The organism is Ruegeria sp. HKCCD6119, from assembly GCF_013110585.1.
Classification (GTDB): domain Bacteria; phylum Pseudomonadota; class Alphaproteobacteria; order Rhodobacterales; family Rhodobacteraceae; genus Ruegeria.
In genome coordinates this window covers 1-13541 of sequence record NZ_WVQV01000016.1, presented here as the reverse complement: position 1 = coordinate 13541, position 13541 = coordinate 1, and the positions used below count along the sequence as shown (strand labels likewise).

Genomic DNA, 13541 nt, shown 5'->3' with positions numbered 1-13541 from the left:
TTGAGTTTGTGTTAGGTTTCATTTCCTTATGGTGGCGGGGGGCCTTATGGCGAAATCACCAACCGGGCTTGTTTCAGGGTTTGCGATATCTGCTCATCGGGAACGCCCGCCTTGCGCAAGGCTAGCGTGCCAATTGCAAGGGAGGCATAGGCGCGCGCCTTGTCGAGAGCCACACCCGGATCTGAAGGCTCAAGCGCTCTCGCAATAATCTCGTCAATACTCTCCAAATGCTGTCGCCCGAGAGCCGCCACTTCATCATCATGAGGAGCAAGCTCCGTAAGGCAATTGATCAGCATGCAGCCGTCACGACCACCTTGTGGGTTCGCCAAAACTTCCATTATCGCACCAACGGGGTCATTTCCGCTCGCATCTGCAACGTCACGCAGATTTTTCAAACCACGCCTTGAATAGTGCCTGAGAGCTTTGTGAAATAAAGTCTGCTTGTTGACGAACGTTCCATAGAAGCTGGACCGGCTCAAACCCATGGCCTTGGTCAAATCGTCCACGGACGCGGTCTCGTAGCCCTTGTGCCAAAATACGCACAAGGCTTTTTCCAAAGCCTCAGCTTCGTCAAAGGCACGAGGTCTGCCTGGACCTGCGGATGATTTGATGTCGCCATTGGGTAGAGTTTTTTTGCTCATGCGCATGATTTGGAATGATTGATCCAGAAAATCAAGGTGGCGGTAGGAAATTTTTGGAATGGTCAGTCCGTATTGTGACCAGAGAAAGGAATTTAGGTCGGTAGAAATACAGAACCTTCCCATCCCGCTTGGTGTCACGCTAATCTTGGGATCAGGACTGTTTGTCTTTTTGCGGGAGTGTCAGACGAAGAGGATCGTGATCGTCGAAAAGAGAGCCCACGCTCGGTACTAGTTTCCAACACTGGACAGAGTGACTGGTGGCTTTGTCCAATGCGTTGATGTTGATCACTCACAAACCAGAGATTGGTTCGGTAGATCCATGGCCAATGACCTCATTGCGTGCCACAGAGAACTCATCGAATAAACAGGCCGTCAGGCTTATCTGCGGTGCCCAAATGCAGCTCACTCCCAATCGCCAGCAGATGAGCGCCAAGTGTCGGCTTCGCCATCCCAAACACTAGCGCTGACGCATGGCGTTGGGTTTATTCCGTCGCAATTGGATCCATGAATATCCGCTACGACAACGCGTCGACGCCCAAAATCAACGACCGTCCAGCCTTGGTTGAGCAAGGAGTGCACCTCTTCGCTAACCCAAAAGTGCGACATGCATCCGCCAGTTCCGCAGTAAAGAGATGCGGCGCTCGAACACGCAAAACCAGACTCATTCAAAACCCAGTCGCGTTGTAGATCTCCGTTGAGATCGACCCTTTCGACCGCGCCCCAATCTAAGCCAAACTGACCGTTGTTGAACTCCGCGCAGGCTCGTGCCGCCAGATCAACCTTTGCTCGCAAACCGGTTGGAAGTTGCGAAACGTCAGCCGCGACAACTGGTGAGGTCCAAACCAGGCCCGAACCAAGCAGGATCGCAGATACCAAACGTTTCAAGTACTTTGCCAATTGGGAAGCCGGTTGGAAGGTGGCTTCAGTTGCATTGATCATACCTGTAGTCCCCGTATTCCAGCCAGTTTGACGAGCCTTCGCTAAAAATCAGAAACTCGGACATGTCTTCCCCAAGCAGGGCGACGACAAATCCGGCCGGCGGCTCATAGTTTCCGAAGTAACTATAGGCCGTCATGGCTCTGATCGACGCGCCGTTGACCGTTACTCGCGCGTCCCATTCTCCGTCCGGGTTGTCCAAAATTACCGGTTCGATGACACGCTCTACCGCTCCGCCACCACAATAGACGATGCCTTCTGGGGGTTCGTAGGAGGCCCCTTGGCTAGCTCCTGAATCGCAGGCGGAACGAAGGGACCGAATTGCCGCGCTGGAACCTTTCAAGTCAAAGATTCCGTAGCTGACATCTTGATCAATCATGGACAGGTTAACGGATGCATTGGCCGCGAGCTGGTCCAGTACAAAACTATAATCCTGCTGACTATTGAAACTGACCTCGACAGGATAATTGTCGACGATCTGCAAAGCCGCGTTTTCTGCGCCAACCTGAAATGCCCCAACTTCGGTGGTGCCATTCTTTAAAAACCGAATGGAAAGCCCTTGCTTCTGTACAATGTCCTGGCTGTCCTCATATCCAGCCGGAGCAAAGCGGATACGGTCACACTGAAGCTCCAGCGTCATGTTTCCGGTCTGAATAAATGCATTGGGATTAGGCCCGGAGTTGAACGACCACTCCGCTGATGCTGTGGTCGCCATAGCCATCAGTAGCATTCCAATGGAAATCGTTTTGAACCTCATTTTTTTCTCCAGGGGTGTGGTTCGTACTGTCATTCGGCCAAAGTTTCCGGTCCGTTACCCGGGCAACAAGGTTAGGAAACAGGTGCGCCGTATTCGTTTGCGCCTTCTTGGGAAGGTCGCGTCAGCCACCAGATCATCAGGATGGACAGAATGAATTGAAGAATTGAGACAACAACAATACCGGTCACGCCCAGGACTGCCGCGGGTCCTCGTAATGCATCGGGGTTTTCCGTCCCTTGCTCCAATACCGAGAAGAACGCCACGCCGCCCAGCATAACAAAAAGCGTTGTAATGCTGAGCGCCATCGGCAGCAGCAAATACCAGCCAGGTCGTCCTGTATCATGCAGCCTCCGCCAACCGGCGGCCAGCATGGGTATGAGAACAGCCAGTTGGAAAACAGAGGACAGAACCCGAGATCCCTGCCCTGTTTCGGGGTTGGTCCCGAATATGATCGTATCCAGCACAGCTAAAGCAGCGCTCGCGAGAACCACGAACAAGAAGAACCACCAGTATTCTGAGCGTAAAGCCCGACCGGAGAACTGAAAGTATTTCGAGAAACACGTTTTAACGGCTTCGCTAAATCCCATATTTCACTCCATTCTTAACTTCTGTGCGGCCTTAAACGCTGCGCCGCTTAGGAGAGCGAACTCGCCCCTACGGATGCTCCCTCTTACCTTTGTTTGAAAGCAGAAGCCTATCGCACGAGAGCGTAATGAATTTTACGCGCGGAAAAAATATTGATTTTTTAGAAAATAGATTCAAACATGCGAATTCGACACAGCTTTCATTTTACCTCCGTTGTTGTCGCTGTCGCCCGAATTGTCGGGCCCTTCCGACTGCTGGTGTGAGTGCTGGCGGTCGGAAGGCATTTTACACGGATCAGTCGTTGGGAGGGCGCGATGCTTAGACTTAACGTACTCGCCCTCTTTCCAGAGTTTGCTCTAGCATTTGCTAGTGACGTCATTCGGCCATCCCACGTTGTTGGAGGTCTTGGCAGTCAACGTAATAGTGATCTGCCCGCCAAGCTCCCCCGCAGCAAGTTTTGGAAAAGGTCGTCACAGGATCGAGGTATGTTCTGTCGGCTGCCCAAACGCGAGATCCTCAAACAAGCGTATCCAACTTCGTTAATTTCAACAGACTCAGAGGGAGAAGAAAATGACCAACAAGATAGTGATGATTGCGGGCGCAACTTGTTTCACACTGCTTGCGGCCTGTGAGGACACGGGTACATCCAGTGCGCCCGCCGAACTCACACCCGCTCAGCAGGCGTGTTTGCGAGATGTGGCCAAAACAACGAACAATTCGCAAGTCGTGGTGCTCTCATCCGCATTCAGCGAAGCTGGAACACAGGTCACCGTCGGCGTTGGAGAGGATCGGGCTCCGTGGAATTGTATTGCCTACAGTGATGGCGCGACGGCTGGTATCGAGTTCCTGGGCGACGAAGGCGCATTGTGAGCAGTCTGATGCGTGGCCAATAATGGCTGCGCAGCACTGGCTTGATCTGCTGAGGCTCGACTTGGTTTGTAGAACCACCATCATCGTATTCTCGATCCTGTACCTGTTGGCGTTGATTGCATTCTTGACCGGCACATTTGGCTGGTTGGGACAGGAACGAGATCCCTTGTCCGGGGTGTTCCTTTTGCCGTTGGGATTGCCTTGGATAATTCTAGTGGATTTGGTCTCAGAGTCAGCCAAACCGTGGTTTGCGGCGATTGTACCGGTGCTCAACCTGTTAGCGCTGGTCTTGATTTGCAGATGGGTACGCAGTTTGCGCCAGAAGTGAAGGCGGAGCTCTGTCTCACCCAAAAGGAGGAAAACATGGGAAAAGTAATCTTGGGAATTGTGATCGGGCTCGTCCTCGGCGTGGTTGGAGCGATGACCTTGGGTGGCGGGGCCGCAATGGGGGTCGGCGTTGCGACAGGCTTGTCCGCCGGTGTTTGCACCACATTGAAAGGAGCACAAGCCGAGAACCTGATCACCGCCGAGCAAGCGGATCAAATCCTCAATCGCGTAAATTCCGAGATGGCATCTCTGCAAGGAATTGAAACGACAGATGAGATCGTCGGCAGCGCACAGGCATGCGATGAATTTCTGTCAAAGTTACGAGAAGCAAAGTGAGGTTCCGCTTTGTACGGAACAAAACTGTAAGGACAAGCCAACAGGGAACCATCTGATGCAACTCGTTTTACTCAAACTCCTCACACCCATGTTCGCAATCGCGAGCACAGCTGCTTTTGCAATGTCAGAAGCCGACGACGCGTGTGTCGACCATTTGCGGCTGGTTGGTGGACCAGACGGTCAATCCGGAACGATTGAAAGCTCTCAGTTCTCGGAAGCTGGTACGCTCGTTGTGCTGCGTGATGCAGGTGGAACACTTTGGCGCTGCATCGCTTACAAGGATGGAAGCATCGGCGAGATGTCGGTTGTCGAAGCGATGGATGATGGCGGTGGAGCAGTGGCAGGCGCCGCCGGTTCTACCGGTAGCCAACGTGTCAAATTCGATGCTGATTCCACCGGCGCCGAACTAGTTGGTGAACTCGCGCCCGGAGCGTCGCAGCAATATGTTCTCGGTGCAAAGAACGAACAGTTTCTTTACGTCCGAGTTGCGCCGCGAAATGGCTCCTTGGACTATGTTATTCGTAACCCTGATGGATCTGAATTGTTAGGATTGATGTCGGCGGACAAAGAGTATCGAGGACAGCTTTGGCAATCCGGTGATCATGTTGTGGAGGTTATCAATCGCAGCAACTCTTCTGTCGACTACAACGTCATTTTCGGAATTGAATAGGTGATCAATCAGAAACCCTGGAACGCAAGTCCAAACAAGCGAGGGAAAAACAGATGAAACCCAAGGTCCTATTGGTGATCGGCACGGCGTGTATTACTGCGCTTGCAGCATGCGACGACAGTGTTGGATCAGTGGATGCAAGTGCACCAACTGTGGGCAGCTCTAGCGATCTTTCGTCATTTGAAGGGGCAAGAGCGGGCCAAGCTGAAATGGGCATCCAAAGTCTCGGATTTGAACTCATCCGCAGCGAAGGGCTGACCTCGTACTGGTTTAACAGAGATACTGGTGCATGTGCTCGGATCACGACATCTGAGGGAAGGTACTCAGATGTAACTATGCTGCCATCAGGTGACTGCTGACACATTTTTCATCAATCAAACATCTGCAAAAGGGAGCTTCAGTTTGCATTTCGACTTGGCACATGCGGCGGTTACCATCGTCGCTCTAATTGTAACAAACCTGGCCTTGAAATTGGCCGGCGTGATAAACGAAGAAAACAAAGACCAATTGAACTGGAAAGTATTTCTGGCCTACTTCGTGGTCGTCTTTATCATCAATCTGGTGTGGCCAATCTAAAGCTTCAGTTCGGAAAGTCTATCGCGCACTTGATACGGCTGCTGAGAATGAGCCGCTCCAATAGATTACCAAGTGGGAAGAGTTTGAGCATATAGCGCTTAAGAATAGAAAGGAACTGGCATGCGGTTTTTGACGTCCCTCATATTCATCGGTGTTCTGGCAACTGCGGCGAATTCTGACGTCACCAGTCGAAACGGTGGCCCAAGCAACAGCCAGATGCTCTCAAAGGGCAGCGACGGAGGCGTCGATGGCGTCGCTTTCTTTCGCCCAGTCCTAAGCGGAGTTTTGTATCGCTCTGGCTTCAAGGGCGGCGACAAGGGTCGAACGGGCTTGAGCAACGCTCAGCGCGAAACACTGTGCGATGAAGGGTTTTCGGCCGGGTTTTATGCGGACTTCGGCAAGAACACCGAATACGGCCGCACCAGTTGCGGAAACGGATCCTTTGACTATCAGAGCGCCAGATCGTCCCGACCCGGCACTGTCATGGCCGCCATACACGAGGTGATTGAGGACCCTGGAAAGGGTCCTGTCCTGGTGCACTGCATGTGGGGCGTTCATTCCTCTGGTGCATTGTCGGCAATGGCGCTTGTTCAGTTTTGCGGATGGACGGAAGAAAGGGCCAAGGAATATTGGAATGATGCCCGAAACGGGGCCCCATGTTCAGGCGGGTGTGACCAGTGGATTGACTCGAAGTTCTCTAACTTCAGTGTCGACCCCAGTTTGAAGATCTCCGGCGAACAACAGGCCGCGATTTGCCCCAAATGACATCGGGAGGACTATCCAAATGAGGTTCAATCTTCTGGGATCACTGGCTTTCATTGCGCCCACTGCCTTGTGGGCGAGCGACGATGTTCGCGGAGAAGCCACGACATTTGATAGTCCCAATGGTGTTACGGAACACTGCATTCGGATCGAAAAAGTCCCAACGGGCGAGTACAAGAACAGCGATCTTGAGGAAGAAACTACCTATTGCGAAATCGATTTCTATGCGCCCGAAATCGCCATTTGCCCAAAAACCTGGAGCACCAGCCCAGGAATGGCCGTCTACGATATTTCGGAAGGACCCTACACGGGGAACCGTTCTGAATTCGAGAGAAACGCTTGCAAAGAGGGAAAGGCGGCGAAAGATCTGGCCAAGGATAGGGTCGCTAAATTCAAGTCCACCATGAACCAAAAGGGCACCAGTGGAACGTTTTCCACTTCGTCGCTGCTTTACTATCATTTCTCCAGATATTTCGACGCGACTGTCAAAGTTCCAGTCGCCGTTTGGCGTAGCATGGACGCCCAGGCGCATTTCTCCGAGGTTGCAGAGCCTGGCCTTGCGATTTCTGGCGGCTCTCGCGGCGGGCGCATGAACCATGAAGGCTGGCGGGTCTTTGCAGCTGCGGACGCCGACCCGAACTCATACCAACCGACCGATGATCTGTTCACCGCAGACCGAACGCAAATATACGGTGTCCTGCTTGATAGCCCTGGGCATCGATACGGTTCGGAAATCAACGGCACGCGCAAGTCTGGATGGGGAAAAGGTCAAAACCGCGATTTTCAGGAAACGCCTGCTTTTTTGGCTTTGCGGTCTTCAAAACCAATCTCAGAGGCCATTGCAGAGGGCGTTAGTGAAGGCCGAAAAGACAGGATGATCAACAAGGATCTCGGCCCCGATGTCAGCGACCAACAGATGGCATTTTGGATGCAAGAACTTACCGAGATTGTTCTACTCGACTTCATCTTCAGCCAGCAGGACCGTGTAGGAAACATAGACTTCACACCCTATTGGTATTGGGTCGAAGACGGAAAGTTGAAGCATAAGAAAGCCAAGCACCATCAGCCGAACGATGGAGATATTCCCGCCGAGGCATTATTGATCCGTCGCAGCAATCTAAACGACAACGATGCTGGTGGGCGTGTCGAGTATGCCAACTTCGCGAAATCTACTCAAATGCTGCAGAAAATTCGCCACTTCTCTCCAAGCACGTATCGGCGCTTGGTTGCTTTGAATAGTGATCTTCAATCTCAAGGTCTCGTCTACGGCTGGTTGTCGCGGAGCCTTGGGTTGTCAGATAGGCAGATTGCCCAAGTTGTGAATAACACCGAGCTGGCAACGTCCATTCTCTGGGACAATTGTTCTAATGGTGATTTGATGTTCGACTTGGATCCTGTCGCATTCTTTTTGAACAATAATACCGAGGCGGAGGGCCTGGACTGCAATGATCCGTAAGCGTTCGATCACTGTCGCGGCGTTCGTTTGGACGGTCGTGCTCGCCTGCAAAGCGGCCGCTTTGGATGTGATCGTCATATCGGATCTGAACGGCAGCTATGGCTCGGTCAGATACGATGCGCGCATCGAAAAGGCGATCAAACGGATAGTCGAGATTGATCCCGATTTGGTTATTTCGACTGGAGATATGGTTGCGGGACAGCGCATCCCCAACTTATCCGACAAACAGGTCAGGGAGATGTGGGAGGCGTTTCACGAGGCCGTATCAGACCCTTTAGAGGCTGCCGGCATTCCATTTGCGGTCACGCCAGGAAACCATGATGCCTCTGCGTACCGTGGGTTCGAGCGTGAACGAAAAATATACGCAGAGGAATGGGCGCCGAGAAAACCAGGCGTCGACTTCCTGATTTCAGATGACTACCCGTTCTTCTACGCATTCAAGATGCAGGGCATTACGTTTGCGTCTCTGGATGCAACGACCTTAGGGCCGCTATCCGGTAATCAACAGGACCGACTCGTGGAACTGGGCGCAAATGGGAATCCGGTTGTCACTTTCAGTCACCTCCCACTTTGGCCCTTCGCGATCCAGCGCGAACGCGAAATCATCGGTGACCCAACACTTGAAAAAATTTACCTAGAAAGCGGTGTCGTTCTGCATCTGTCAGGCCACCATCATGCCTTCTACCCAGGCTGGAAAGACGGTGTGGCTTATGTTTCCCAAGCTTGTTTGGGAGGTGGCCCGCGACGGCTTATTGGTGACAATGCCAAATCACCTCACAGCTTCACTCATGTTACGTTCCAACCAAACGGAGAGTTTGGGATAGCAGTATATCGAGGGCCTGATTTCGAAAGGTCAGTAAACTTCAAGTCGCTCCCGAAAGAGATCAGATCCCCGAATGCGGTGTTGAAACGCTTAGACCTTGTGAAATGATTAGAGGTTGAGTTTCAGCTCAACTTTTTCAGGGACCAGATCGTTTATCATCTCTTCGATCCGAGCTTCCGACAATCCACCCGAAGTGATGAAAAGCAAAGAAACGCGAGATTTTCCGGGTACGTGGTGTTTTCGGACCAACTTCCAGCCAGCGTCTGCGGCCATGGCTTCAATGTCCCCGCTGACTTTCAATGAGTGCTCTTCGTTTGAAGCCTTGAGCGAAATTTCCACGCCCTTGTTTCGCCCACCGAGCCAAATGAAACACCAACATACAACCGCCACCAGTGTGGCCATCAAGGGTAAGCCCAGCCCTACCGCCAGCCCAAGCACGGTGACTATAATCATTTCCACCGTGTCGACCGGGTCATCCATATTTGATCGGAACCTTAACAGAGCTCCTATTCCAAAAATCACAAACCCGATCATCGATCCGTGCTGTACGACCAGAAACCCAACCGCCATGCCGACAAGCGCATAAAGGAAGAACAGTCGCGGCATGACGATATCGCTGACACTTCTACGGGCTTTACGTCTCACCGGATGATAGACGATCAAGCCAGCCAGAATGATCGTTACGATCACATCGAGAGTAAAGAAATACAGTTCCTGTTTGCCACGAAACTGCGTCCACCGGCGTTCGATAACGATTTCCGACCCCGAAGCCCCGGCCAGCATCGTCGCAGGGTCGACTTGTGACACCGCAGCACCTGGCAACAGCAGCATCAACAACACGGTCACAAATGTGAGGGTCGTATTCAACTTGTCTTCCTTCCTGCTCACGCCAAAGGCTTACGCTTCACCAAAGGCACATCGTGCCCTATTCAATTCAATCGCAACAGGCGGGATCAGGTAAAGAGATTACCGTGCATTCTTCGGACATCGCGTCCGGACTGTGATACGAACGCTGATACAAGGATATGGTCCAAGCGCGAGAAAATCCAATGTCAGAACACAAACTGCTTCGGTCGAAACTTGGGTTTTCACGGTGCTTACCCAAGCTTGGAGAACTCGCTTCTTTTGCAAGCGCTACTGTTGCATTTCTGGCATGGATCGAGCTCGCCCACGCCGAGAGTCCCGGTTTGACTCTCATCGACTCCTTCAAGGTGGCGGATAAATCGGAAGGCTTCTCGGAGCCTTCCGGATTGTCTCTGTCCAACGCGGAAGGCTTCTTATGGTCAGTAAGCGACGCTGAACCTAAACTGCACCTACTTGGAATCGATGGGGCATTAGGAAACTCATTCAAGCTGCCTTCATTGGCGGGATCAGATCTGGAGGGCGTCGCATCACGAAAAGATGGGTCTGTTTTAGTACTTCAGGAAACCGATCGATCAATTCTAGTCGTTCACCCGACTGACCCCATTCAACTAACTACAATCCCTCTAACATCTCTCAAAGGCTACTCGGACGCCGCTGAATTGCTCGTCGGTAACCCTTTGAACAAGGGACCTGAGGGCATCGCCGTCGACCCGGAATCCGGGCGGGTCTTCATTGGCATTGAGGGACAACCAAGGTTGTTAATGGTCGTATCACCAGAGCTAGATGAAATTATTGAGATGATTCCTTTAGCCCGCGATGCAGGTTTTATCTCCGAGGTTGTAGATAATGATGAACTGGATTTGAGCGGCCTGGCATGGTCCCCGTCTTCACGTTCTCTTTGGATTGTAAGTGACAAAGGCCGTCAAATTTTCGTCTATAATCCAGAGTCCAAGTCCATAAAATCCATCAGTTTGACGTTCACAGAAGATGGCAAACAAAAGGAAGTTAAACATCCCGAAGGTATCGCTCTCGATGAGACCAAAGGGCTTCTCTACATCCTGACAGACGACGCCAAGAAATCGCGGCTTTATGTTTTTAATATCCCCAAATTTTAGTCGCTAGAGAATGACGCTCACATTGCCACGATAGCTTCCGCAAGTTGTTGCAGCTAGCTTACCACTCCTCTTCGTTGGTCCGCCCTAATCAGAACCGAACACTTAAGTTTGCACCGAGGCCATGCTCTTGGCCGTTGGAGCGAACTGAATAGCCATATCCTGCCGTTAGTCTGGCCAGATCAGATATCTGATACCCTAGCCCCAGACCAAGCACGAAGCCATTTGCCCCTCGGTTTTGTCCGACTTGTGTGAAAGTGCCAAATATCGGGCTCGTTACAGTGATATCGTGCTCACTATCCTTGTTGGCAAAGAAGTCATACTCATAACGAGCAAAGGCAATTGGGGTTAGCACACCATTCTCTGTCAAGAAGTCCCGTTGGTAGTCAACTCCAATGGACGCGACCAGAGACTCTGCATCCGCTTTTTCAATTGAGTAGTTGAAGTCACCACCGCCAGTCTCTGTGCCTGAACCTTGTTGAATACGCCCGTAGTTCAATCCAAAAACCGTAGAAACCCTTGCACCGCTGTCCAGGTTAAACAACTTCCGTGCCTGGATACCGGCGTGGATTCCCTCTTGGTCCAAATCCGATTTAGCCTCGCCTCCCGTAAAGCCATCAACAGAAGGGTTGTTTCGCTTGGCGTCGGTTTCACCGAACATGTAACCGATCAGTCCGGAGAACTCCCAAGTTCCGGTTGTTGTTCGCCCATAGACGCCCACGTGATAGTTGTCGGTCGAAAAATCTTGGTCGACTTGATCGTGCTCATCCATGGAGGACGTTCCGAAACCTGCATACACGCCGACCACACCTCTATTGGTACTTGCGACATCCGCTCCAACCAAAATGGTGCCCAGCGAATAGTCGAATGTGCCAAGGCCGTTACTTCCATCAACGTCCCCGCTCACATAGGCCGTGTCGATCCACCAGCGCCGATCAGAGCAGTCGATTGCGCCACTAGGGCTGCGGACCGTGTCGATGCCACCTGATGCAACGGGTCTGTTTTGATTGTTGAAACCAACTGCTTGATATTTGCGGCAGTCAGCATGGCTCAGAACAGTGTTTGTTATCAGGTCTAGTTGCTCAAGCCCAATAGTCAGGTTTGAGGAATAGGGTTCTGCATGCACGCGATTAAACCCAGCCAGACCTGAATTGGTGAGCGTATTGACAGCGGCACCAATTGTTGAACCGCTACTGAGCCCCGTCCCCGGTGATGTGTTTGTGGTATTAGCAACCGCTCCAGCGAGGTTGCTGGCGTTTGGCGAACTGGTAACCGCCGGGTTCTGCGGTAAGCTTGAGACCGGTTGTGCGGTGAATGCAATGTCGACCTGACCATCTGCGGTGGGCGTATTGGCTATCGTCAGATTAGACAAAGCCGGCAGAGATCCACCTGCAACAAGTGTTGGCGAATCTCCATCAATACTCGAGGCTTGAAGGACCGTGTAATTGTTGCCGGCCGCATAGTCTTGCGCAGTCAGACCGGGACGAGCGGCTTCGACTTGGATTGTGGCGTTGTCAATCCCTGTCACCCGCCCGCTGGATGACACCAAGTCAGCTTTCTGCCCGGCAGTTGGATCGACTTCACTTAAGAGCCTTGACCCAGTTTCAAAGGCGATTCCGCCACTGTTATTAAGTGTACCAATTGAAAAGCCCGGCGAAAGCACCCCCCCGTTCTTAACTGTGAAGTTGAATGCGTTCACGGTTCCCGTGCCGGCCAACGTGCCAAAATTCTCAAAGTTTACGGTGTTCAAACTACTTGCTGCATCAAGCCGAACAGTCGTGCCTGCCGCTATCGCCAGGTCACTGGTTGAAGAAATTGAACTATTCGTCAGTGTGAAATCAGAAGCCTCAGCAACCCGAGTCTGAATATAGTAGGCCCCAAAAACTACTTCGGTCGCTCCCATAACGGTAAGGTTGTCATAGGTTAGCGGGCGGTCAGACTGGAAGTAGACTTCAGTGGGGTCGATATTCGCGCCGTTGAAGGGAGCGAACGTCATTGATCTGCCGGAACCAATCGAAGTTCCAATGAGGTTCACTCTGAGCTTTCCATTGATGTTTGTTGCCAACGCTTCCCGAGATACGAAGTCTCCGCTGCCTGCGGCGACATCAACATTCAGAAGAGTTAAAACTGAAGCATTGCTTGAAACGGTATTTTGGCCAGGAACATACAACTCAATTTCACCTGAGGACGTGATCGAGGAGTTTCCAATTGTAAGTCCTGTAATGGGTCCGTTTGGGATCGGGAGACACGTGCGTTCCGTCGTTGAGATTGTTTGATTAACGCGAATGCTTTCAGATCCAGAAGAGTACTCAATTCGAGGAGCACCTAATTCCACGCAGGCCTGTGAGCTTTGGGCTTGCACTTTGGTTGGCGACATCAAATAAGCCAAGATTAAGAATGCGATATTCGCCAGAGTGATGCGCTGAGCAATTCGACTTAGTGGGAACGGCCTATTATTTATCACCAACTTTCTCCTCTCGCGGTACAAGCGAAGCTACCTCAACTTAGGACTAGAAAAACAAAGTTTATCTTTTTGGATTTTTTGTTGTGGCATATGAGCAAGCTCACAACACGGGAAGGTCTGCGCAACGCAGACCTGCTCGTGCATTTACTGCGAGACAAGACAAGCCGGGTTTTACATTCCGACCATGCCCACCTATGCGCAGAAGCAATCGCAAAAGGTCAAGCCTTGAAACGATTTTGCCGAGCTTGATGGGCGCTGAACAGCGCCATTGAGTGTAGGCATGGATCATTGGATTTCGGAGTCGATAGCTAGGGTCAGGACCCATTGATTTTCAGCGAGCGGCATGATTCACGGCTGAAAAC

At 51.8% G+C, this 13541-nt stretch carries 15 protein-coding genes; 9 read left to right on the top strand and 6 right to left on the bottom strand.

Annotation, left to right across the window (positions count from 1 at the left end; all coding sequences use genetic code 11):
• Window positions 1–44 precede the first annotated feature (44 nt).
• The 4 genes from GS611_RS19935 to GS611_RS19920 form a co-directional block, all read right to left on the bottom strand.
• Window positions 45–764: a TetR/AcrR family transcriptional regulator gene (locus GS611_RS19935; protein ID WP_253285144.1), complete on the bottom strand. Its 720-nt coding sequence runs from the start codon at window positions 762–764 to the stop codon at window positions 45–47.
• Between the two features lie 279 nt (window positions 765–1043).
• Window positions 1044–1580 carry a hypothetical protein gene (locus tag GS611_RS19930; RefSeq protein WP_171638335.1) on the bottom strand — a complete coding sequence of 179 codons (537 nt, stop codon included), beginning with the start codon at window positions 1578–1580 and terminating at the stop codon, window positions 1044–1046.
• Window positions 1564–2334 (bottom strand): hypothetical protein, encoded by a 771-nt coding sequence (locus tag GS611_RS19925; RefSeq protein WP_171638333.1) that lies wholly within the window; start codon window positions 2332–2334, stop codon window positions 1564–1566. Before GS611_RS19925 ends, GS611_RS19930 begins: the two co-directional genes overlap by 17 nt.
• A 71-nt stretch (window positions 2335–2405) precedes the next feature.
• Window positions 2406–2921 carry a DUF805 domain-containing protein gene (locus GS611_RS19920; protein ID WP_171638331.1) on the bottom strand — a complete coding sequence of 172 codons (516 nt, stop codon included), beginning with the start codon at window positions 2919–2921 and terminating at the stop codon, window positions 2406–2408.
• A 568-nt stretch (window positions 2922–3489) separates the two neighbouring features.
• Between GS611_RS19920 and GS611_RS19915 the strand changes: the two genes are divergently transcribed.
• The 8 genes from GS611_RS19915 (at window position 3490) to GS611_RS19880 (ending at window position 8847) form a co-directional block, all read left to right on the top strand.
• A complete protein-coding gene (locus GS611_RS19915; protein WP_171638330.1) occupies window positions 3490–3789 on the top strand; it encodes a hypothetical protein in 300 nt (99 codons plus the stop codon).
• 22 nt (window positions 3790–3811) lie between these two features.
• Window positions 3812–4117, top strand: coding sequence for a hypothetical protein (locus GS611_RS19910; protein ID WP_171638328.1), 306 nt, complete (start codon window positions 3812–3814; stop codon window positions 4115–4117).
• Window positions 4090–4452 carry a hypothetical protein gene (locus tag GS611_RS19905; protein ID WP_171638327.1) on the top strand — a complete coding sequence of 121 codons (363 nt, stop codon included), beginning with the start codon at window positions 4090–4092 and terminating at the stop codon, window positions 4450–4452. The genes GS611_RS19910 and GS611_RS19905 overlap by 28 nt, the downstream gene beginning before the upstream one ends.
• A gap of 55 nt (window positions 4453–4507) precedes the next feature.
• Window positions 4508–5122, top strand: coding sequence for a hypothetical protein (locus GS611_RS19900; protein ID WP_171638325.1), 615 nt, complete (start codon window positions 4508–4510; stop codon window positions 5120–5122).
• A 348-nt stretch (window positions 5123–5470) separates the two neighbouring features.
• Entirely contained in the window at window positions 5471–5698 is a 228-nt protein-coding gene (locus GS611_RS19895; protein ID WP_171638323.1) for a hypothetical protein, read from the top strand.
• 120 nt (window positions 5699–5818) lie between these two features.
• A complete protein-coding gene (locus GS611_RS19890; protein ID WP_171638321.1) occupies window positions 5819–6463 on the top strand; it encodes a hypothetical protein in 645 nt (214 codons plus the stop codon).
• 19 nt (window positions 6464–6482) lie between these two features.
• Entirely contained in the window at window positions 6483–7916 is a 1434-nt protein-coding gene (locus GS611_RS19885; protein WP_171638319.1) for a hypothetical protein, read from the top strand.
• Entirely contained in the window at window positions 7906–8847 is a 942-nt protein-coding gene (locus GS611_RS19880) for a metallophosphoesterase (RefSeq protein ID WP_171638317.1), read from the top strand. Before GS611_RS19885 ends, GS611_RS19880 begins: the two co-directional genes overlap by 11 nt.
• Here the strand turns inward: GS611_RS19880 and GS611_RS19875 are convergent, their stop codons facing one another.
• Window positions 8848–9606, bottom strand: a complete 759-nt coding sequence (locus GS611_RS19875; RefSeq protein ID WP_170428316.1) for a hypothetical protein — start codon at window positions 9604–9606, stop codon at window positions 8848–8850.
• 182 nt (window positions 9607–9788) lie between these two features.
• On the opposite strand from GS611_RS19875, the gene GS611_RS19870 reads away from it, so the two are divergent.
• Entirely contained in the window at window positions 9789–10718 is a 930-nt protein-coding gene (locus GS611_RS19870; protein WP_171638315.1) for an SdiA-regulated domain-containing protein, read from the top strand.
• A gap of 88 nt (window positions 10719–10806) precedes the next feature.
• Here the strand turns inward: GS611_RS19870 and GS611_RS19865 are convergent, their stop codons facing one another.
• Complete coding sequence (locus GS611_RS19865; protein ID WP_371732303.1) at window positions 10807–13179, bottom strand: autotransporter domain-containing protein; 2373 nt, start codon at window positions 13177–13179, stop codon at window positions 10807–10809.
• Window positions 13180–13541: the final 362 nt, after the last annotated feature.

Coding starts and splice junctions, on each gene's coding strand:
- GS611_RS19935 (WP_253285144.1), bottom strand. CDS start 764: ATGGGAAGGTTCTGTATTTCTACCGACCTAAATTCCTTTCTCTGGTCA.
- GS611_RS19930 (WP_171638335.1), bottom strand. CDS start 1,580: ATGATCAATGCAACTGAAGCCACCTTCCAACCGGCTTCCCAATTGGCA.
- GS611_RS19925 (WP_171638333.1), bottom strand. CDS start 2,334: ATGAGGTTCAAAACGATTTCCATTGGAATGCTACTGATGGCTATGGCG.
- GS611_RS19920 (WP_171638331.1), bottom strand. CDS start 2,921: ATGGGATTTAGCGAAGCCGTTAAAACGTGTTTCTCGAAATACTTTCAG.
- GS611_RS19915 (WP_171638330.1), top strand. CDS start 3,490: ATGACCAACAAGATAGTGATGATTGCGGGCGCAACTTGTTTCACACTG.
- GS611_RS19910 (WP_171638328.1), top strand. CDS start 3,812: ATGGCTGCGCAGCACTGGCTTGATCTGCTGAGGCTCGACTTGGTTTGT.
- GS611_RS19905 (WP_171638327.1), top strand. CDS start 4,090: ATGGGTACGCAGTTTGCGCCAGAAGTGAAGGCGGAGCTCTGTCTCACC.
- GS611_RS19900 (WP_171638325.1), top strand. CDS start 4,508: ATGCAACTCGTTTTACTCAAACTCCTCACACCCATGTTCGCAATCGCG.
- GS611_RS19890 (WP_171638321.1), top strand. CDS start 5,819: ATGCGGTTTTTGACGTCCCTCATATTCATCGGTGTTCTGGCAACTGCG.
- GS611_RS19885 (WP_171638319.1), top strand. CDS start 6,483: ATGAGGTTCAATCTTCTGGGATCACTGGCTTTCATTGCGCCCACTGCC.
- GS611_RS19880 (WP_171638317.1), top strand. CDS start 7,906: ATGATCCGTAAGCGTTCGATCACTGTCGCGGCGTTCGTTTGGACGGTC.
- GS611_RS19870 (WP_171638315.1), top strand. CDS start 9,789: ATGTCAGAACACAAACTGCTTCGGTCGAAACTTGGGTTTTCACGGTGC.